The sequence below is a fragment of the Aeromonas sp. 600527 genome (genome assembly GCF_049175415.1).
GTDB classification, from domain to species: Bacteria; Pseudomonadota; Gammaproteobacteria; order Enterobacterales; family Aeromonadaceae; genus Aeromonas; species Aeromonas veronii_A.
In genome coordinates, this window is the sequence record NZ_JAAKVA010000007.1 from 23,905 (window position 1) to 42,374 (window position 18,470).

Consider the following 18,470-nt stretch of genomic DNA (forward strand, 5'->3'; position numbering starts at 1 on the left):
GATTGTGCTAAATGGGCACAGCCTTGTCAAAGTCATTCTCACTCCCGCCAATAATCACGCCACCGCAGGACTGGTCGCAGACCGGGACAACTGCGATAATCGCCGCTTCCGGTTCTCTTGCGAGCCAAATCTGGGGTTTTATCTTGCATTCGGCTTCACACCAACACCACGCCAGCTATGTTCATGATGCCACCGCCTGCGAAGAGTGTGATCTGCTGATCCCGGCCACGCCGCTCGAGGTGGGACAGGCAAGCAGTTGTCCTCGCTGTGGTCACACCCTGAGCCGTCATCTGCCGCAGCAGGAGTTGCGTCCCATCTCCTACGGGTTTGCGGCGCTCATCATGTTCGTACTCTCCAACTCCTTTACCTTCATGTCCTTCTCGGCAAAGGGGATAGGCCAGGAGATGACCTTTATCCAGTGCATCTCGACCCTAGTAGACGAGGGCTACCTGTTTCTCGGCGCCGTACTCAGTATCACCCTGATCGGCCTACCGCTGGTCTACATGGGCTCCATCATGCTGGTGCTGTGGCGTATCGACAAGGATTTGCACAACAATGCCCTGCGCTCTCTCGGCCGCCTGCTCTGCCGGATCAAACCCTGGCTGATGGTGGATGTCTTTCTGGTGGGGGTACTTATCTCGCTGGTCAAACTGATGGGGATGGCCGACATCCATATGGGCTTGTCGTTCTGGGCCTTCGTCGGCTACACGGTGCTGCTCATCAAGATGATCTCCTCGCTTGATCAGATGTGGCTCTGGCAGCGGCTGTTCGGTCCCACCGAGCCACGGGAGATAGACCCCGAAGCCGGGGCGCTGGAATCCGGTCTGGTGGGCTGCCATATTTGCGGCGCCCTGAGCGAGGCTGGCACCCACAGCTGTTCCCGCTGCGGTAGTCACCTGCACGCCCGCAAGCCGGGCGGCCTGAACCGTACCTGGGCGCTGCTGTTCACCTCCGCCATTCTCTACATTCCGGCCAACGTCTATCCCATCATGGATACGGTGTTTCTCGGTGATGACAGCCCCTCCACCATCCTCGGCGGCGTAGTGCTGCTCTGGGCCATGGGATCCTATCCCATCGCAGCAGTGATCTTTTTCGCCAGCGTGGTAGTGCCGCTGGTAAAAATCGTGGCGCTGTTCTGGCTCTGCTACATGGTACAACGCGGCCATGCCGAGTCGCCGCTCGGTAAACTCAAACTCTATCGCATGACCGAATTTGTCGGACGCTGGTCGATGATCGATGTCTTCGTGGTGGCCATCCTTGCGGGCCTGATCCGGCTCGACAACCTGATGACCATCTACCCCGGCCCTGCGGCCGTCGCATTTGCTGGTGTCGTGCTGATCACCATGGTTGCCGCCATGAGCTTCGACTCGCGCCTGATCTGGGATTTACAACAAGGAGAACGCGAACGTGAGTGAGCGTAAAACAAGGTGGAAACCGGGCTCTGACTTTCTGAGCTCCGCCGCCGCAATCTGGATGGTGCCGCTGCTGGCGCTCTTCATCGGTCTCTGGATGCTGTTCCAGCACTGGTATTCGCAAGGCCCCAGCTTCACCCTCACGGTCGCCACCGCCGAGGGCATAGTCGCAGGCAAGACGGTGATCCGTTCACGCGAGGTGGATGTCGGCCGCATCGAGGCCGTCGAGCTGAGCGATGACTACAGCCATGCAGTGCTGAAAGGACGGCTGACTAATGCGGCCTCCGGCATGCTGCGCGATGACAGCCAGTTCTGGGTAGTCAAGCCCAGAGTGGGCCGTGAAGGGGTCTCCGGCCTCAGCACGTTGCTCTCAGGCGCTTATATCGAGCTTGCCCCGGGCAAGAAAGGTCGGGCGCGGGACGAATACGTCATGCTGGACAAACCGCCCCTCGCCTCGCTGGATGCCAAAGGGCTACGGCTCTCCCTCACCAGCCGCGACGCCCGAGCTCTCGGGGAAGGCTCTCCCATCAACTATCAGGGCTTTACTATAGGTCAGGTGGAAGAGGCGAAGTTCCTGCCCGAGAAGAGCGAGATGCAGTATCAGATCTTCATCAACGCCCCTTACGACATTCTGGTGAGCAGCAACTCCCGCTTCTGGCTGACCCCGGGCTTCGAGGTCTCCATGAGCAGCGAGGGGATGAAAGTGAAGATGGACTCGCTGGAAAGCCTGGTCGACGGCGGTATCACCATGGGCCTGCCTGCCGGCTGGTCTCCGGGTGAGCCGGTCAAGCAGCACGACGAGTTTACCCTGTTCCAGGATGAGGCTAGCGTACTGGCCGGTAGCCTGGATCAGTTCATCGACTACGTCTTCCTGTTCGACGACAACGTGGCGGGCCTTCACCCGGGCGCGGCGGTGCAGTACCGCGGTATACGGGTCGGCACCGTCATCTCGGCCCCCTACATGGTCGAGGAGAAAGGGGTTCGCATCTTCCAGAACCGACAGATCCCGGTGCTGGCCCGCATCGAAGTGCAGCGTCTCTCCCACCGCTATGCCAAGGCGGAGAAGGATCAGTGGCGCGCCCTATTCAGCAAGCAGTTCAAGGAGGGATTGCGTGCCAGCCTCAAGACCTCGAGTCTGCTGACCGGTGGCAAGATCATCGATCTCAACTTCTACCCAACAGCTCCCCGCTTTGATCAGGTCAAGCTGGCCGGTTATCAGGTCTTTCCCACCGTGCAGGGTGGGCTGGATCAGATCGAGCGCAAGGTGAACCTCATCCTCGACAAGTTTGTCGACATGGACATGGCGACTACCCTGACCAAGGTCAACAGCTCCCTCTCCACCCTGGATGGCACCCTGAAAAACATCAGCGCCCTCAGTGCCAATTTGGACAAGCTGACCGGCAAGGAGGCGACCCAGCAATTGCCAGCCTCGCTGAACGAGAGCCTCAAACAGTTGCAGGAGACCCTGCAGGCCTATGACGCCCAGTCGCAGACCAATCAGGATCTGCGTCAGTCGGTGCAGACTCTCAATCAGTTGATGCGCGAACTGCAGCCGCTGGTGCACTCCCTCAACGAGCAGCCCAGCTCGCTGATCTTCGATCGCGCGCATCCATCAGACCCTGAGCCCAAGCGAGGCAAACAATGAAAAAAGAGATCCTGACGCTGGCTCTGCTGGGCCTGCTGGCGGGTTGCAGCAGCCAGCCAAGCCTGCACTACTACTCGCTCGATGCCGACAGTCAGCAACCCGTGACGGCCCCGGCCCAACCGCAGCACCAGCTGGTGCTGCGCCCGGTGGCGCTGGCCAGCCAGCTCGACCGGATCAGTCTGGTCTATCAGCTGGAAGGGCAAGAGCTGCACTTCACCGAGTACCATCGCTGGGCCGGTGCGCTGGACGATCAGCTCAACCAGCTCACCCTCAATGGCCTCTCCAGCCGCCTGCCGGGCTGGGTGGTGCGGCAGGATGGCGCCCGCAAGGGGCCGGTGCTGACCATTCTGGTGGAGCGCTTTCAGGGCCGTCATGACGGCAGCGCCGTACTGAGCGGCCGCTGGCGCCTGCTGGCGGAAGATGGCACCGTGTTGCGCGATGCCCCCTTCCGTCAGGAGCGGGGGCTGCCAGCCGATGGCTACAACGCACTGGTGAACGAACTGGGTCAGGGCTGGCAACAGCTGCTCGACCAGATCGCCGCCGAGGTGCGCCAGAGCGCCAGCTAATCGCCCATCCGCCGATTGCAGAGATAAAAAAACGACGCCAGCTGGCGTCGTTTTTTATGGGCAAGAGTCGGGGGCGACTTATGCCTTGGCAGGCAGGCTCAGGCGGGCAACCGCTTCCACATGCATGGAGTGCGGGAACATATCGACCGGCTGCACCTCGTCCAGCACGAAGCCCTGCTTGACCAGCCAGGCAAGATCGCGGGCCAGGGTCTGCGGGTTGCAGGAGACATAGACCAGACGACGGGGCGCCATAGCGACCAGGGTCTGCAATACGGCCTTGTCACAGCCTTTGCGGGGCGGATCCATTACCACCACGTCAGCGGTCACGCCCTGAGCGTGCAGCTCGGGCATCAGCTGCTCGGCCTTGCCGACGTGGAATTCGGTGTGCTCGATGCCGTTGAGGGCAGCGTTGCGGCGGGCATCGCTGATGGCGCTCTCCACCGACTCGATCCCGACGACCTTGGCGGCCTTGCCAGCCAGGAACAGGGAGATGGTGCCGATACCGCAATAGATGTCGAACACCGTCTCGTTACCGGTCAGCTCGGCATACTCGAGGGCGCTGGAGTAGAGCACATCGGTCTGGGTCGGGTTGTTCTGGAAGAAGGATAGCGGCGAGATCTCGAACTCGAGTTCGTGGATCTTGTCGCGGATCACCCCTTCGCCGAGCAGCACCCGGTTGGTGGCGCCCAGAATGCGGTTGGTGCGCTCATCGTTGATGTTCTGCACCAGGGTAGTGACCGGCAGATCGCTCAGGGCTGCCAGCAGCTCGGCTTCGAACGGCAGCTCCTCGCCCAGGGTCACCAGCACCACCATCAGCTCGCCGCTCTTGAAGCCCTTGCGGGTCATCAGGTTGCGCATACAGCCTCTGTGGTTCACTTCGTCATAGGCGGCGATGTCATGCGCGCGCATCCAGTTGCGCACCCGGGCGTTCAGCTCCACATGCAGCGGATCCTGCACCGCACAGTCATCGGCGGTGATGAGATCGTGGGAATGCTTGCGATAAAAACCGATCTCGGCACCGGCGTCACAGCCACGCACCGCATATTGCGCCTTGTTGCGATAGGCGAACGGGCTCTCCATGCCAAGGATATCCTTGACCGGGGTGTCACCCAGCCCGACCTGTTCCAGTGCGCTCTGCACCAGTGCCTGCTTGAGCTTGAGCTGGGCCGGATAGGCCAGCGGGCGCACCTGACAGCCACCGCACTCGGTGTTGGGGCAGAAATCGGCAACCCGATCGGCGGAGGGCTGGAGCAGCTCGGCAACCTTGCCGTGCAGATAGTTCGGCTTGACCTCGGTCAGCTCCACCAGCGCCTGCTCACCGGGCAGCAGACCTTCGACAAACAGGGGGCGATCGAACAGGCGTCCTTTGCCATCTCCTTTGTCGGTCAGTTCCAGGATCTCGATCTGGTGTTGATGTCCCACTAACGGCATGAGCGGCTCCAAAAGTACTAAAAATGGGGGGTGATGAACGCGGCAAAGCCATGCCCATCGAGAAAAGGTGGCAGAGTTTAGCGGAGATCCGGCCAAATTGCAGGCATAAAAAGCCTGCTTGTTGCAATGGTCATTGCCCTGACCATCTGCCGGGCGTGGCCACCTTTCGGGTTGCGGCAAATTTAGCCCTTGGGCCATAACGCCCAGCCTGTTAAAATTCCGCCCTTGAAATTATCCTGGGCCCCGCGCCCGTTCTAGCTAAGGTCTACCGCGATGCGTACCAGCCAATATCTGCTTTCCACTCTCAAGGAAACCCCCTCCGACGCTGAAGTTGTCAGCCACCAGCTGATGCTGCGCGCCGGGATGATCCGTAAACTGGCCTCCGGCATGTATGCCTGGTTGCCAACCGGTCTGCGGGTACTGAAGAAAATCGAGAACATTGTTCGCGAAGAGATGAACAATGCTGGTGCCGTCGAAGTCTCCATGCCGGTGGTACAACCCGCCGAGCTGTGGCAGGAGTCCGGCCGCTGGGATGACTACGGTCCCGAGCTGTGCCGTCTGACCGACCGCCACAACCGCCCCTTCGTACTGGGCCCGACCCACGAAGAGGTGATCACTGCGCTGGTGCGTTACGAAGTGAACAGCTACAAACAGCTGCCGCTCAACCTCTACCAGATCCAGACCAAATTCCGCGACGAAGTGCGCCCCCGTTTCGGCGTGATGCGTGGCCGCGAATTCCTGATGAAGGATGCCTACTCCTTCCACATCGACAAGGAATCTCTGGTAGATACCTACGAGAAGATGCACGCTGCCTACTGCAAGGCGTTCACCCGCATGGGTCTGAACTTCCGTCCAGTGCAGGCGGATACCGGCTCCATCGGTGGTACCGGTTCCCACGAATTCCAGGTGCTGGCAGAGAGCGGTGAAGACTTGATCGCCTTCTCCGACAGCTCCGATTACGCCGCCAACATCGAGATGGCCGAAGCACTGGCGCCGGCTGGTGAGCGCGCTGCTGCCACCGCAGCACTGACCAAGGTTGCCACCCCGAACGTCCACACCATCGACGAAGTAGCCGCTTTCCTGAACGTGGCACCGACCGCCATTGCCAAGACCCTGCTGGTACTGGCAGAGGAAGATGAGCACGGCAAGCAGGCCGTCATCGCGCTGGTACTGCGTGGCGACCACGAGCTGAACGAAATCAAGGCCGAGAAACTGGCTGGCGTGGCCAACCCGCTGACCTTCGCCAACGACGAGCAGATCAAAGCTGCCGCCGGTTGCGATGCAGGTTCCATCGGCCCAGTCGGCTTTGCCGGTCGCATCATCGTCGATCGCAGCGCTGCCCATCTGGCGGACTTCGTCTGCGGCGCCAACGAGACCGGCTTCCACCTGACCGGCGCCAACTGGGATCGCGACATCGCTTCTTACGAAGTTGCCGACCTGCGCAACGTAGTAGAAGGCGACCCGAGCCCGTGCGGCCAGGGCAAGCTGCTGCTCAAGCGCGGTATCGAAGTGGGCCACATCTTCCAGCTGGGCACCAAGTACTCCGAAGCGATGAAGGCGAGCGTGCTGAACGAAGCTGGCAAGTCCGTCACCATGGAGATGGGTTGCTACGGTATCGGGGTTTCCCGTCTGGTGGCTGCGGCCATCGAGCAGAACAACGACCAGTACGGCATCATCTGGCCGGACGCCATCGCCCCGTTCGAAGTGGCCATCGTGCCAATGAACATGCACAAATCCGAGCGCGTGGCCGAGCAGGCACAGCAGTTCTACGCCGAGCTGAAAGCGGCCGGTGTGGACGTGCTGTTCGACGACCGTAAAGAGCGCCCGGGCGTGATGTTCGCCGACATGGAGCTGCTGGGCATCCCGCACGCCATCGTTATCGGCGATCGCGGTCTGGACAACGGCGTGGTGGAGTACAAGTGCCGCCGTACCGGCGAGAAGCAGGAAGTGGCCATCAACGACATCATCGCCATGCTCAAGGCCAAGCTGGGCCGTTAATTCTGCTCCCTTACCTGAATAAAAAGCGCGCCATTTGGCGCGCTTTTTGTTTCTGTGTGCTCTGACGACAACAACCGGATGACGGAGATCCGCCTCAGGGATTACGACCAATAAAGAGATCGGTCACGTGGCAGCTGCTTCTGGCTTCCAGTGCGTCGAGCATATAGGCCGCCGCATCTTCAGGAGTCATGAAACCACTCGGGTCAACATGATCCGAGTTATCCCAGAATTCGCTGCGGATCCCGCTCGGGTAGAGGTTGACCAGCCGCAGCGGTGAGCCTTTCAGCTCGGCGCGCAACGACTCCAGAAAGCCGCGCATCCCCCATTTGGAGGCGCAGTAGAGGCTCTCGTTGGCTTTGCCTACCTGAGCGGCGGAGGAGAGCACATTGGCCAGTACTCCGCCTTTCTCACCGATAAGCCGCACCGTCTGCTGGGCCACCAGAATGGTGGAGATGAGGTTGCTCTCCACCACCCGGCGGATCTGCTCGGCGGTGTAAACACCGACCGGGCCAAACTCGCCCACCCCGGCGCAGTGGATCACCATGTCGGGCAGGCCGCCCCACTCCACCGCCGCGGCGAAGGCGACATCGACCTCTTCATGGTGCGCCAGATCGGCTGCGATGCCGATCACCGCGCTGCCGAGCAGTTGTTCCTGCTCCTGCAGTCGCTGATAACGGCGCCCCATCATGGAGACCTGATGACCCCGCTCAACCAGTCCGATGGTCAGCGCCCGGCCGAGACCAGAACCGGCACCTGTCACTATGATGTGGCCCATTATCGCTCCTCGTCGTCAGTCGACGGTCAGATTAGAAAGTGAATTCATCGCCCATGAACCATCCATCGACAGAATGCTCTGATAGATGTTGGCGAAGAATATCACCCCCGTTGTCAGACAACGTCAGATTAGAAAGTGAATTCGCCACCCATGAACCAGCCATCGACAGACTGGTTGATATTGGCGAAGTCGACCTTGGCTTCACGCCAGCCGGCACGCAGCTTGATCGGCATGGAGGAGAACTTGTAGGAACCACCCAGACGGTAGTCATAGTTGTCCGCATCGTGAGTGCGCAGATCGCCGAAGAAGGCGATGCCGGTGCCCGGGATCTTCACTTCGCTGCCGGCATAGGCCATCAGGGTATCTTCGTCATAACCCTTGCGACCGAAGTAGACCTGCTCGCCATCGTAGTGACGACCGGTCATACCCAGATCGATCTTGAACAGATCGTTGTTGAACAGACGGTAGTAGAGGCTCAGATCGTAGGCGGTCAGATCGTTTTTGAAGTTGCCGCCGGAGGTGCTGAAATCGGAGACTTCAAACTTGGCGTTCGGCAGGAAGATTATACCGTGTTCCAGTTGCAGATAGCCGTTCCAGTTGTAGCTGTCGTCATAGCTGCCATCAGCACTGGTGCCATAAGCCTGACCACTGCCCTTGGCGGCCCATACGTCGGCACCGGCGGCAAAACGCCAGTCGTCAGCGGCCATGGCACTCTGGCTGCACAGAGCCAGCACAAAACCGGCAATCAGCGTCTTTTTCATTACGTCACTTCCTCTTGCATACATGGAAAAGAGCACTATTTTACTCGGTGCAGCCAAAATACCCAGCGTCAATCCTGAACAAACGACGACAAATGTCAGTGCTTCATATGCTTCATCTCTGCCATCGGCTCAATCGGCTTCACCGGCAGTGACAGCTCCAGCTTCTGACCATCGTCCATGGTGAGGGTGAGCGGGAAAGGGGTCTGCTCGGAGAGCGTGCCCACCTCGAACAACATGATGTGCAGGCTGCCCGGTTTCAGCACCGCCTCGCCCTTGGCCGGGATCTCGATATTCTCGACCTGACGCATCTTCATCACACCATTTTCGTGCAGGTGGGTGTGCAGCTCGGCACGCCCCGCCGCCGCAGAGGCCGCCGCCACCAGCTTGACCGGCTGGTCGGCGTCATTCTTGAGCACCATAAAGGCGGCAGTGTTGGGGGAGCCCGGCGGCAACAGGCGCACATAACCGTCGACGGCCTCGACCTTGGCCAGTGCAGGCGCAGCTATCCCCAGAACCAGCAGAGAATAAAACGCACGTTTAAACATGGTTGAAATCCTTTTATGATGTTGTTAAACGGCGCTAAGGTTACCCCAACAGCAACCTTTTTTGCACCTTTCAATAACAAGGATTTAGACATGCCCCCCATTCTCATTGCCGAGCAGCAGGATGGCTTGCTCACCCTGACCCTCAACCGCCCCGACAAGCGCAACGCTCTCAATACCGAGCTCTATAAGCAACTGGTGGCAGCGCTGCGAGAGGCGGCAGCCGATGAGGAGGTGCATGTCCTGCTGTTGCAGGGGCAGCAGGATTGCTTTACCGCGGGCAATGATCTGGCCGATTTCATGGGCAAGAGCTCGCTGGAGCCCGACGACCCCATCCTGCAGTTCCTCCACACCCTGGCCGACTTCCCCAAACCCGTGATCGCCGCTGTTGGCGGTCCGGCGGTGGGGATTGGCACCACCATCCTGCTGCACTGCGATCTGGTCTATCTAGGGGATAACGCCCGCTTGCAGCTCCCCTTTGTCGAGCTGGGACTGGTGCCGGAGTTTGCCTCCAGCCTGCTGCTGCCACGTCTGGTGGGACACCTCAAGGCGGCAGAGCTGTTGCTGCTGGCCGAGGCGATGGATGCCGAGGAGGCGCTGCAACTCGGGCTCGCCAACAAGGTGGTGGCGGCCGATGGATTGCTCTCCTTTGCCCGCGAGCAGGGGCTGAAGCTGGCGGCCAAGCCGCCCAGAGCGCTGCAAAAGAGCAAGGCGCTGCTGAAACAGGAGCTCAAACAGGCGGTGCACTTTGTCATCGATCTGGAGGCGCGCGCCTTCGCCCAGGCACTGCAAGGGGAAGAGGCGCAGCAGCGGATCGCCCAGAAACTCAAACGGCGGGGCTGAGCCGCGCCCACATCCGTTCAGTTGAGGCGAAAACGGCCGATCAGCTCGCAGCCCTGCACCTTGTCCTGCAACTGGATCAGCCGGGCAATTTCCGGATTGGGGTGACGCTTGAGAAACGCGAGCAGGGCTCCTCGACAGCAACCCAACTCGCTGATCAGCGCCTCGCACTCCCGGTTGGGGCATTGTGGCACCAGCGCAGTGACCAGCTCGGAGGCGAGTTTCAGGTAGCGCAGCTCGTAAGTCGGCTCATCCATCGCCCGCCAGAAGTCGGCCAGCCGGTGACAGGTGGCGACTCGCATGGTGGCCAGTTCGGTCAACTCGACCTGGGTCATCTCGTAAACATCCCCCAGCGCCTGCTGATAAAAGCAGATCGCCGCCCCCAGCGAACCGGCCTGCCAGGCACGCTCCGCCTCCAGCATGTATCGTTGCCAACTTTGCGGTGTCATTTCGCTCTCCCGAATCCGTTATGGTGGGAGTGTTATCATGGCTAATTGAGAATAAATATCAACCAGAGGGTTAGTGCAGGATCTCTGCGCAACCTTGGCAAACCCGGCGCCCGACCTTATGATCGCGCCCTTCCCTCTTCTTTGGAGCACACCAGAATGCGACCACGCCTCCCGCTGATGCTGGGTTGCTCCCTGCTCTGCGTGCCCCGCATGCTGGTCTGGATCTATTAGCTGCGCTCACGCGAACGCAACCCACCGATCCATTCAGCAAAGGAGTACCAACATGAACCCCTGCCAACACTGGTCGCAGGTCGAATACCTGCACCTGACGGTGACCAACCCCAATATCTGCCTAAAGGGGCAGCACAGCTACTACTCGGGCACCTGGGATGGCCCCTTCGAAGAGGTGGCAGTGCGCTACCTCCATGGCGATCCCTTCAGCCGCAGCCCGGAAACCGGCTGGGAGCCGCTCTGGCATATCGACCGTCTCCATATCGGCGACTATGTGCAGATTGCCGCCGGGGTAAAGATCATCATGGGTGGCAACCACACCCACAACACGGCCTTCATCAGCACCTATCCGTTCGCCGATCTGGCGGCGCTCCAGCGCAGCTACCGCCCCGCAGGCGATACCCGCATCGGTAACGATGTCTGGATCGGCATGGAGGCGATGATCATGCCCGGCGTCACCATCGGCGACGGTGCCATCATCGCCGCCCGCTCGCTGGTCAATCAGGATGTGCCGCCCTATGCCATGGTGGCGGGCACCCCGGCCAGGGTGGTGCGAATGCGCTTTGGCGAGGAGGAGATTGCCCGGCTACAGGCCCTCGCCTGGTGGGATTGGCCGGATCAACAGGTCAACGATCTGCTACCGCTGATCCAGCAAGGCGAAGTCGCCCTGCTTGAGCAGGCGGCTGCCCGCTGGGCGGAGCGCCATGAGTGACCACCGCTAACCAGTAGCTGACAGCAGAAGGGCGACCCTGGGGTCGCCCTCTTTTATCTCCGGCATGCTCTGGATGCCGTCATCGCACATCCACTCATTGCGCGCTTTTGGACTGGTTGAGGCTGCACTGCTTGCCGGGATAACCGGGTAGATCCTTGGCATCGCTGCCGCAGGCGAGCCGTTTGGCCTGTTGCAGGCGGGCCGCCAGATTGGCGCTGTCCACCGGCATCCACTGCATCTGCTTGCCGAGCCAGCTGGCCCAGGCAAACTCGACGAAATAGACCTGTTTATCCTTGCGAAAGTAACCCGCGTTCTGCAGCAGTCCGGCGAGGGTGCGATAGGGGTAATCAGGCAGCTTGTCGATGCTGGTCGGCAACTGCTCCGGGGTCAGCGGCTGCCCCTTCTCATCCTTGAGCCAGGCCCAGTGGTTGTTCTGCATCTGGCTCCAGAAGTTAGCCTTGTCCTGCAGGCGGCCAATCACCTTGACCCGGGCATCCTTGACGCCCTGCTGCCACAACGCCTTGGTGAGATGGTGCCTGTCCACCAGCCAGTAACTGCCATCCGGCGCAATCACCACGGGGATCTCTTTCTTTTTCATCAACTTGTCGAGCTGCTTTGCGCTCATGCCAGCCAATGTGGCCTGGGTCTCATCGACCTGGATCTGGCCGACGCCCCCCTGAGTCGGGTGCAAGGCATCGATGCCGATCTCGCACCAGTTGCCCACCGCCGTGTCGCTCTGGCACGGGGCCAACGCCCAGGCACCCTGGCTCAACACACAGGCCAGCACTAACCATGCTTTCATCGTTTGACACTCCTCACCACATTGAACTGCACAGACGCCGGGAACGCTCTTCTACCCCGATTGGGAGTGAGAGTCGAATGCTGGCGGTCAGACCAGCAAACGGGATATCATGATTTCCCATCTGTCGGCGATATTTTCTCGCCGAGTTTTCTCCCCGCTTCACACTATTTGAAGGATCCGACCCATGAAAGGATGGACCCCCTTGCTGGCCCTGCTGGGCTGTGCTGCTGTCCAGGCTGCCGATATTCCCGCCGGAACACAACTCGCCGCCGAGCAGATTGTCGTTCGCCACCTCAAGGATGAACCTGCAAGCCTGAGCCCACTCAAGCTGGTCGGCCTGCCGGAATTGCAGGTACTGCGGGATCTGTTCGAGGGGCTGCTGACCCAGGGGCCGGATGGCAAACCGGTTGCCGGGGTGGCGGCCAGCTGGGAGAACAAGGGCAACCAGTTCTTTACCTTCCATCTGCGCCCGGATGCGCGCTGGTCCAACGGCGATCCGGTCAAGGCCGGTGACTTCGTCTACGGCTGGCGCAAGCTGGTCGACCCGAAAGAGGCGGCCACCTTCGCCTGGTTCGCCCAGCTGGCCCGTTTCGACAAGGTGGACGAAATAGTCGCTGGAAAATTGCCTGCCAGCGAACTGGGGGTCAAGGCCCTTGATGACCACACCCTGAAGGTGACCCTCTCCCAACCGGTGCCCTACTTCCTGAACCTGCTGAGCCACCCCAGCCTGTCGCCGCTCCATCAGGCCAGCATCGAGCAGTACGGCAACCAGTGGACCCAACCCGGCAAACTGGTGGGCAACGGTGCCTTTGTGCTGAACAACCGGGTGGTCAACGAGAAGCTGGAGCTGACCCCCAACCCATATTACTGGGATCGGGCCCATACCGTATTGACCAAGGTGATCTTCATGCCGATCAATCAGGAGAGCGCGGCCACCAACCGCTATCTGGCGGGCGATCTGCATATCACCGAATCCTTCCCCAAGGAGCAGTACGACAAGCTGAAGCAGCAGATCCCGAATGAGGTCTACACCCCGGATCAGCTCGGCACCTACTACTACGCCTTCAATACCCGTCAGGCGCCACTGAACGATGTGCGGGTGCGCAAGGCACTCTCCTACACCATTGACCGCGCCCTGATCGCCGACAAGGTGCTCGGCACCGGCGAGAAACCGGCTTATCACTTCACTCCGGATGTGACCGCCAGCTTTACCCCGGCTGCCAACCTGCTCTCCACCAGCAGCCAGCCGGAGCTGGACAGCAAGGCCAAGGCCCTGCTCAAGGAGGCCGGTTACGGCCCGGACAAGCCGCTCAAGCTGACCCTGCTCTACAACACCGCGGAAATTCACAAGAAGATGGCACTGGCGATTGCCAGCATGTGGAAGCAGAAGCTGGGCGCCGAGGTCGAGCTCACCAATCAGGAGTGGAAAACCTATCTCGACAGTCGCCAGAGCGGTCAGTTCGAGGTGATCCGCTCCTCCTGGGTCGCCGACTACAACGACCCTTCTGCGTTCCTTGGCCTGTGGGGCTCCCGTCACAGCGGCAATATGGCAGGCTTTGCCAATGCCCGTTATGACCAGCTGCTGGCAGAGGCGGCCAGCACTCAGGATGCCGCCAGCCGCAGCAAGCTGTTTGGCGAGGCGGAAGCGATCCTGCTGGATCAAGCCCCCATTGCCCCCATCTACCAGTACACCAATGCCCGGCTCATCAAGCCATGGCTCAAGGGCTACCCCATCAACAACCCGGAAGATGTGGCCTACAGCCGCCAACTCTACCTCGTCAAACACTGACACCGGCCACAACGATGCGAGACCCTGCGGGGCCTCGCTATTGATACTGTTCACATCCCGATTTCCAGCCTAAAATGCCGCCCCTTCTGTTCAATTAATCTTCAATATCCAGTCAGACATGCGTTATTTGATACTGCTCTCGTTGTTGTGGACCCTGCCTGCCCAGGCCAACAGCGAATCCCAATGCCAGCAAGAGTTTGTCGGCTGGATGCTGCATCAGCAGCAACAGTTCAGCGATCGCAAGTCTGACAAGATGGAACGGCGCCGGGCCGAACGGGCCATCGAGTTGGCTCGTCAGGAGTACGACAAGCAGGCCAGCTTCTGCAAAACCATGCAGCTTGTGCATGAGTACAAAGATGATGATCCTCGCCTCGCCCCAAGAAAGGGTGAAGTTCACGATTTCACACCGGCCAGCTGACCCTCACTCCATCAATTCATTGTGTTGATTAATTGACCCAAGCCAAGTTCGGGGCACTGAAGAGCCTTAGAATGATTAACTGAGAACGACAATAAAAAATATATTTATCAGTTAGTTGGCTTTTCAGGAACGACACATGACCAGACTCCATCAGGAGGGGGAGATACACTTCCCCGACAACATTGCACTCATCTCGACCACGGATCCCGCCAGTCATATTACCTACGCCAACCAGCACTTCTGTGATGTGGCCGGGTATGATGCTGCCGAAATGGAAGGGGTACCCCACAATCTGGTGCGACACCCCGACATGCCCAAGGCGGCCTTCGCCGACATGTGGCAACGGCTGCGACAGGGCAAAAGCTGGATGGGGCTGGTCAAGAACCGCGCCAAAAGCGGTCAGTTCTATTGGGTAAACGCTTACGTCACCCCGATCCTCAATGCGCAGAAGGAGATCGTCGAGTTCCAGTCGGTGCGCACCAAACCCGCCGCCAGCGATGTGGCCTGGGCCGAGCAGCTCTATGGCCTGCTGCGCAGCGGCAAGGCGCTTCCCTGGCTGAGCCGCTTTCACTTTGAACCGGGTCAGCTGACCCTCTGGCTCTCCGCTTCTGCCTTGCTCACCACCCTTGCTACCTTTGCCACCGGCAACCTGTTATGGCTGCTGCCCACCGCCTTGTTGCTGTTGGCACAGGCAATCCACGGCTGGCGATTGCAGCAACGGCTGGCTCATCTGCTCACCCTTGCCGATCAAGACAAGGGAACCCGCCTCTGTCAGGTGCTCTACACCCGACGGCGCGACACTCTGGCGGCCGTCGAACTGGCCCTGCGGATGAAGCAGGCCGAACTCAAGGCCGTGGTCGGGCGCAGCGCCGACACCAACCAGCAGATCCTGCAGGCAGCCGAAGATGACCGGGGCAATATCCAGACCATTGATACTCATCTGCAGCAGCAGCGCGCCCACAGCGAGCAGCTGGCGACCGCCATCACCGAGCTGAGCCACTCAATTCGGGATGTGGCCCACAGTGCCCATGAGGCAAGCAATCTGGTCATAGAGGTACAGCAGGTCTCCGACGAGGGGCTGCAAGCATTGGCGACCACCCGATCTGCCGTCAACCAACTCCATCAGGAGCTGGATGCCAACCACGCCGTGCTGGCCCAGCTCACCAGCGACAGCCAGAAGATCAGCGGTATTCTGGAGGTGATCAGTCAAATCGCCGACCAGACCAACCTGCTCGCCCTCAATGCGGCCATCGAGGCCGCCCGGGCGGGTGAACAGGGGCGCGGTTTTGCCGTGGTGGCGGATGAAGTGAGGGCGCTGGCCCAGAAGACCCGTGCCTCGACCAGCGAGATCCACGAGATGATCCAGGCGCTGCAACAGACTACACGACAGCTGTCGGACGGGATGACACAAGGGGCGCAGACCTCGGTAAGCTGCCAACAGCACGCGGGCACCACCGCCGACGTGCTCACCCAGATAAACCAAATGTTGGGGCAGGTGACCCGCACCAGTGACGAGATCGCCCAGGCGGTGAGTCAGCAGGCCGATGTGACGGCGACCCTCGATGAAGGGGTGCACCAGATCCACCAACTTGCCAGCCACACCGCCGACAACAGCAGGCAGGCGCTAGATGGCATCACCCTGCTGGTAGAGCGGCTGCAGGATCTCTCGCGGCTGATCAACCAGTTCAGATATTGAAGCGACAGCGATCAAAAAAGCGCGTCAACTGACGCGCTTTTTTCGCTTTGCCTGACAGGAGAGTTATTCGCCCTGCTCGCTGGCGGCAAACTCCGGCACCTTGGCCATGGCATCCAGCACCACCTGAATATCCGCCCCCGGCTTGCAGGCGTTCTCACTCAGGTGACGGCGCCAGGCGCGGGCCCCCTGCATATTCTGGAACAATCCCAGCATGTGGCGAGTCATGTGAGAGAGATAGTTGCCCTTGGCCAGCTCCTGCTCGATATAGGGCAGCATCATCCGCACCACTTCATGGCGGCTCGGCACGGCGTTATTCTGGCCGAACACCAGATTATCCACCTGCGCCAGAATGTAGGGGTTCTGATAGGCTTCACGCCCCATCATGACACCGTCCACGTGTTGCAGGTGCTCCAGAGTCTGCTCCATGGAGGTGACACCGCCGTTGAGGGCGATGGTGAGATCCGGGTAATCCTGCTTGACCCGATAGACGCGAGGGTAATCGAGGGGCGGGATCTCGCGGTTCTCCTTGGGACTCAGGCCACTCAGCCATGCCTTGCGGGCATGGACGATGAAGGTGTCACAACCGGCATCGCGCACCTGCTCGATAAAGGCCTGCAGAAATTCGTAGGAGTCCTGATCGTCGATGCCGATACGGGTCTTCACCGTCACCGGAATATCGACCACATCGCGCATCGCCTTGACGCAGTCCGCCACCAGCGCCGGTTCACCCATCAGGCAGGCACCAAAGCGGCCGTTTTGCACCCGATCGGAGGGGCAGCCGACGTTGATGTTCACCTCGTCATAGCCGCGCTCCTCGGCCAACTTGGCACAGCGCGCCAGATCGGCCGGATTGCTGCCACCCAGCTGCAGGGAAATGGGGTGCTCCTGCTCGCTGTAACCCAGATAATCCCCCTTGCCGTGGATGATGGCGCCGGTGGTCACCATTTCGGTATAGAGCAAGGTCTGGCGGCTCATCAGTCGGTGAAAGTAACGGCAATGCCGATCAGTCCAGTCCAGCATGGGGGCGATGGAAAAACGCTGCGCCTGCATAAAAATCATCCGGGTTGGCTAAAGAAAGGGGCGGATTTTATCACAACGTGAAGCAGCCCCAGAAAATGAATTTTGTCGCCGCGCCATGCGAGGCCCTGTGATAGTATCCGGCTAATAGAAAGGGTATCTGCGCGATCATGAATCAAGACCAACTTTTACAACGAGCCGAGCGACTCTGTATACAGCGAGGGATCCGCTTCACCCCGACCCGGCGTCAGGTATTTCGCCTGCTGGCGGCACACGGCAACGCCATCAGCGCCTATGATTTGTTGGCCCAGTTGCAACAAACCGAAGCCAATGCCAAGCCGCCAACCGTCTATCGGGCACTCGATTTTTTGCTCGAACAGGGCTTTGCTCACAAGGTGGAATCTCTCAACGCGTTTATCTTCTGCTGCCACTTCGATCACGCTCACCCGATGCAGTTGCTGATCTGCGACGAGTGCGGGGATGTGGTCGAGCTTCACGATACGGCGATCGATAGCGCGTTTTCCGAGCAGGCCCACTTGCATGGTTTTACTATTACCAATAAGACGATAGAGGCACATGGCCAATGTGCCCGTTGTACGCCCACTGTAGGAAGTCATCATGAAGGCTGATTTTGTAAATCCGTTCCTGCTATCCCTGCTCAATGTGCTCTCGACCATGGCACAGCTGGAACTCAAACCGGGCAAACCGAAACGCAAGATGGATGAGCTGGCGCGCGGCGATGTCTCCGGCCTGATCGGCATGGTCGGCCCGCAGACCCGTGGCTCCCTCTCCATCAGCTTCGAGAAGGGGCTGGCGCTGGAGATCATGCGCCGTATGCTGGGGGAAGCGCCCGCCTCCATCAACGAAGAGGTGACCGACATGGTCGGTGAAATCACCAACATGGTGACCGGCGGTGCCAAGCGGATGCTGGGTGAGAAGGGCTACGAGTTTGACATGGCGACCCCCATCATCGTCTCAGGCCCCAACCACACCATCACCCACCGTGCCGATGGCACCAAGATCATGATGCCGTTCGAATCGGATTTCGGTCGCGCAACCATCGAAATCTGCTTCGAGTAACCCTATGTGGAAAGCATTGAAATGGATTTTCATCTGCTGGGCCCTGCTGTTGATCCTGTCGGACATTCAGATCAGCACCTCCCTCTACAAGTACGAAGATAACCGGGTGCTCATCAACTTCCCGCGCTGGGAGACCAAGCAGCCTTGGGGCACCTTCGAGTGGCATGCCGGACGGGTGGAAACCCACTGGTATGGTCTGGAGGGTAAACCCAAGCCGTCAGGCCCGCAAATCTGATCCGGTAACGGATCCGGCAGAAACAGAAGAGGCCAGCAGATGCTGGCCTCTTTGCTATCTCGTTGTTTCTG

General features: G+C 60.0%; 19 protein-coding genes. 12 read left to right on the forward strand and 7 right to left on the reverse strand.

The window, feature by feature from the left end; translation table 11 throughout:
• The first annotated feature begins 143 nt into the window (after positions 1-143).
• The 3 genes from G5154_RS10740 to G5154_RS10750 are packed head-to-tail and all read left to right on the forward strand — an operon-like array spanning position 144 to position 3,623.
• Positions 144-1,415 (forward strand): PqiA/YebS family transporter subunit, encoded by a 1,272-nt coding sequence (locus G5154_RS10740; RefSeq protein ID WP_288727194.1) that lies wholly within the window; start codon positions 144-146, stop codon positions 1,413-1,415.
• Positions 1,408-3,057 carry an intermembrane transport protein PqiB gene (gene pqiB, locus G5154_RS10745; RefSeq protein WP_005343196.1) on the forward strand — a complete coding sequence of 550 codons (1,650 nt, stop codon included), beginning with the start codon at positions 1,408-1,410 and terminating at the stop codon, positions 3,055-3,057. The genes G5154_RS10740 and pqiB overlap by 8 nt, the downstream gene beginning before the upstream one ends.
• Entirely contained in the window at positions 3,054-3,623 is a 570-nt protein-coding gene (locus G5154_RS10750; protein WP_421244384.1) for a PqiC family protein, read from the forward strand. The genes pqiB and G5154_RS10750 overlap by 4 nt, the downstream gene beginning before the upstream one ends.
• A 78-nt stretch (positions 3,624-3,701) precedes the next feature.
• On the opposite strand, the gene rlmD is transcribed toward G5154_RS10750, so the two are convergent.
• Complete coding sequence (gene rlmD / locus G5154_RS10755; protein WP_421250997.1) at positions 3,702-5,054, reverse strand: 23S rRNA (uracil(1939)-C(5))-methyltransferase RlmD; 1,353 nt, start codon at positions 5,052-5,054, stop codon at positions 3,702-3,704.
• Between the two features lie 273 nt (positions 5,055-5,327).
• On the opposite strand from rlmD, the gene G5154_RS10760 reads away from it, so the two are divergent.
• Positions 5,328-7,052: a proline--tRNA ligase gene (locus G5154_RS10760; protein ID WP_421250996.1), complete on the forward strand. Its 1,725-nt coding sequence runs from the start codon at positions 5,328-5,330 to the stop codon at positions 7,050-7,052.
• Between the two features lie 94 nt (positions 7,053-7,146).
• Here G5154_RS10760 and G5154_RS10765 read toward each other — a convergent pair whose 3' ends face one another.
• The 3 genes from G5154_RS10765 to G5154_RS10775 form a co-directional block, all read right to left on the reverse strand.
• Positions 7,147-7,827 (reverse strand): SDR family oxidoreductase, encoded by a 681-nt coding sequence (locus G5154_RS10765; protein ID WP_005363016.1) that lies wholly within the window; start codon positions 7,825-7,827, stop codon positions 7,147-7,149.
• 128 nt (positions 7,828-7,955) lie between these two features.
• A complete protein-coding gene (locus G5154_RS10770; RefSeq protein ID WP_421250995.1) occupies positions 7,956-8,588 on the reverse strand; it encodes a TIGR04219 family outer membrane beta-barrel protein in 633 nt (210 codons plus the stop codon).
• A gap of 95 nt (positions 8,589-8,683) precedes the next feature.
• On the reverse strand, positions 8,684-9,133 hold the full coding sequence (locus G5154_RS10775) for a copper chaperone PCu(A)C (protein ID WP_421250994.1): 450 nt from the start codon (positions 9,131-9,133) through the stop codon (positions 8,684-8,686).
• Positions 9,134-9,223: 90 nt separating this feature from the next.
• On the opposite strand from G5154_RS10775, the gene G5154_RS10780 reads away from it, so the two are divergent.
• The gene (locus tag G5154_RS10780) at positions 9,224-9,973 is read left to right on the forward strand and encodes an enoyl-CoA hydratase-related protein (protein ID WP_421250993.1); all 750 of its coding nucleotides are present in this window, start codon (positions 9,224-9,226) and stop codon (positions 9,971-9,973) included.
• Positions 9,974-9,990: 17 nt separating this feature from the next.
• On the opposite strand, the gene G5154_RS10785 is transcribed toward G5154_RS10780, so the two are convergent.
• Positions 9,991-10,419 carry a DUF2753 family protein gene (locus tag G5154_RS10785; protein WP_005335785.1) on the reverse strand — a complete coding sequence of 143 codons (429 nt, stop codon included), beginning with the start codon at positions 10,417-10,419 and terminating at the stop codon, positions 9,991-9,993.
• Between the two features lie 283 nt (positions 10,420-10,702).
• On the opposite strand from G5154_RS10785, the gene G5154_RS10790 reads away from it, so the two are divergent.
• On the forward strand, positions 10,703-11,362 hold the full coding sequence (locus G5154_RS10790) for a CatB-related O-acetyltransferase (RefSeq protein ID WP_421250992.1): 660 nt from the start codon (positions 10,703-10,705) through the stop codon (positions 11,360-11,362).
• A gap of 94 nt (positions 11,363-11,456) precedes the next feature.
• Here G5154_RS10790 and G5154_RS10795 read toward each other — a convergent pair whose 3' ends face one another.
• Positions 11,457-12,164 carry a ParB-like protein gene (locus G5154_RS10795; RefSeq protein ID WP_139461962.1) on the reverse strand — a complete coding sequence of 236 codons (708 nt, stop codon included), beginning with the start codon at positions 12,162-12,164 and terminating at the stop codon, positions 11,457-11,459.
• 184 nt (positions 12,165-12,348) lie between these two features.
• Here G5154_RS10795 and G5154_RS10800 point away from each other — a divergent pair, with 184 nt between their 5' ends.
• From G5154_RS10800 to G5154_RS10810, 3 genes are all read left to right on the forward strand, one after another.
• A complete protein-coding gene (locus G5154_RS10800) occupies positions 12,349-13,953 on the forward strand; it encodes a peptide ABC transporter substrate-binding protein (RefSeq protein WP_421250991.1) in 1,605 nt (534 codons plus the stop codon).
• 118 nt (positions 13,954-14,071) lie between these two features.
• Positions 14,072-14,371, forward strand: coding sequence for a hypothetical protein (locus G5154_RS10805; protein WP_013723462.1), 300 nt, complete (start codon positions 14,072-14,074; stop codon positions 14,369-14,371).
• A 136-nt stretch (positions 14,372-14,507) separates the two neighbouring features.
• Positions 14,508-16,067: a methyl-accepting chemotaxis protein gene (locus tag G5154_RS10810; protein WP_421250990.1), complete on the forward strand. Its 1,560-nt coding sequence runs from the start codon at positions 14,508-14,510 to the stop codon at positions 16,065-16,067.
• A 63-nt stretch (positions 16,068-16,130) separates the two neighbouring features.
• Here G5154_RS10810 and dusA read toward each other — a convergent pair whose 3' ends face one another.
• Entirely contained in the window at positions 16,131-17,117 is a 987-nt protein-coding gene (gene dusA / locus G5154_RS10815) for a tRNA dihydrouridine(20/20a) synthase DusA (RefSeq protein ID WP_043849695.1), read from the reverse strand.
• Positions 17,118-17,254: 137 nt separating this feature from the next.
• Here dusA and zur point away from each other — a divergent pair, with 137 nt between their 5' ends.
• The 3 genes from zur to G5154_RS10830 are packed head-to-tail and all read left to right on the forward strand — an operon-like array spanning position 17,255 to position 18,399.
• Positions 17,255-17,713 carry a zinc uptake transcriptional repressor Zur gene (gene zur / locus G5154_RS10820; RefSeq protein WP_005335805.1) on the forward strand — a complete coding sequence of 153 codons (459 nt, stop codon included), beginning with the start codon at positions 17,255-17,257 and terminating at the stop codon, positions 17,711-17,713.
• Positions 17,703-18,164, forward strand: coding sequence for a chemotaxis protein CheX (locus G5154_RS10825; RefSeq protein ID WP_005343179.1), 462 nt, complete (start codon positions 17,703-17,705; stop codon positions 18,162-18,164). The genes zur and G5154_RS10825 overlap by 11 nt, the downstream gene beginning before the upstream one ends.
• Before the next feature lie 4 nt (positions 18,165-18,168).
• A complete protein-coding gene (locus G5154_RS10830; RefSeq protein ID WP_157161479.1) occupies positions 18,169-18,399 on the forward strand; it encodes a hypothetical protein in 231 nt (76 codons plus the stop codon).
• Positions 18,400-18,470: the final 71 nt, after the last annotated feature.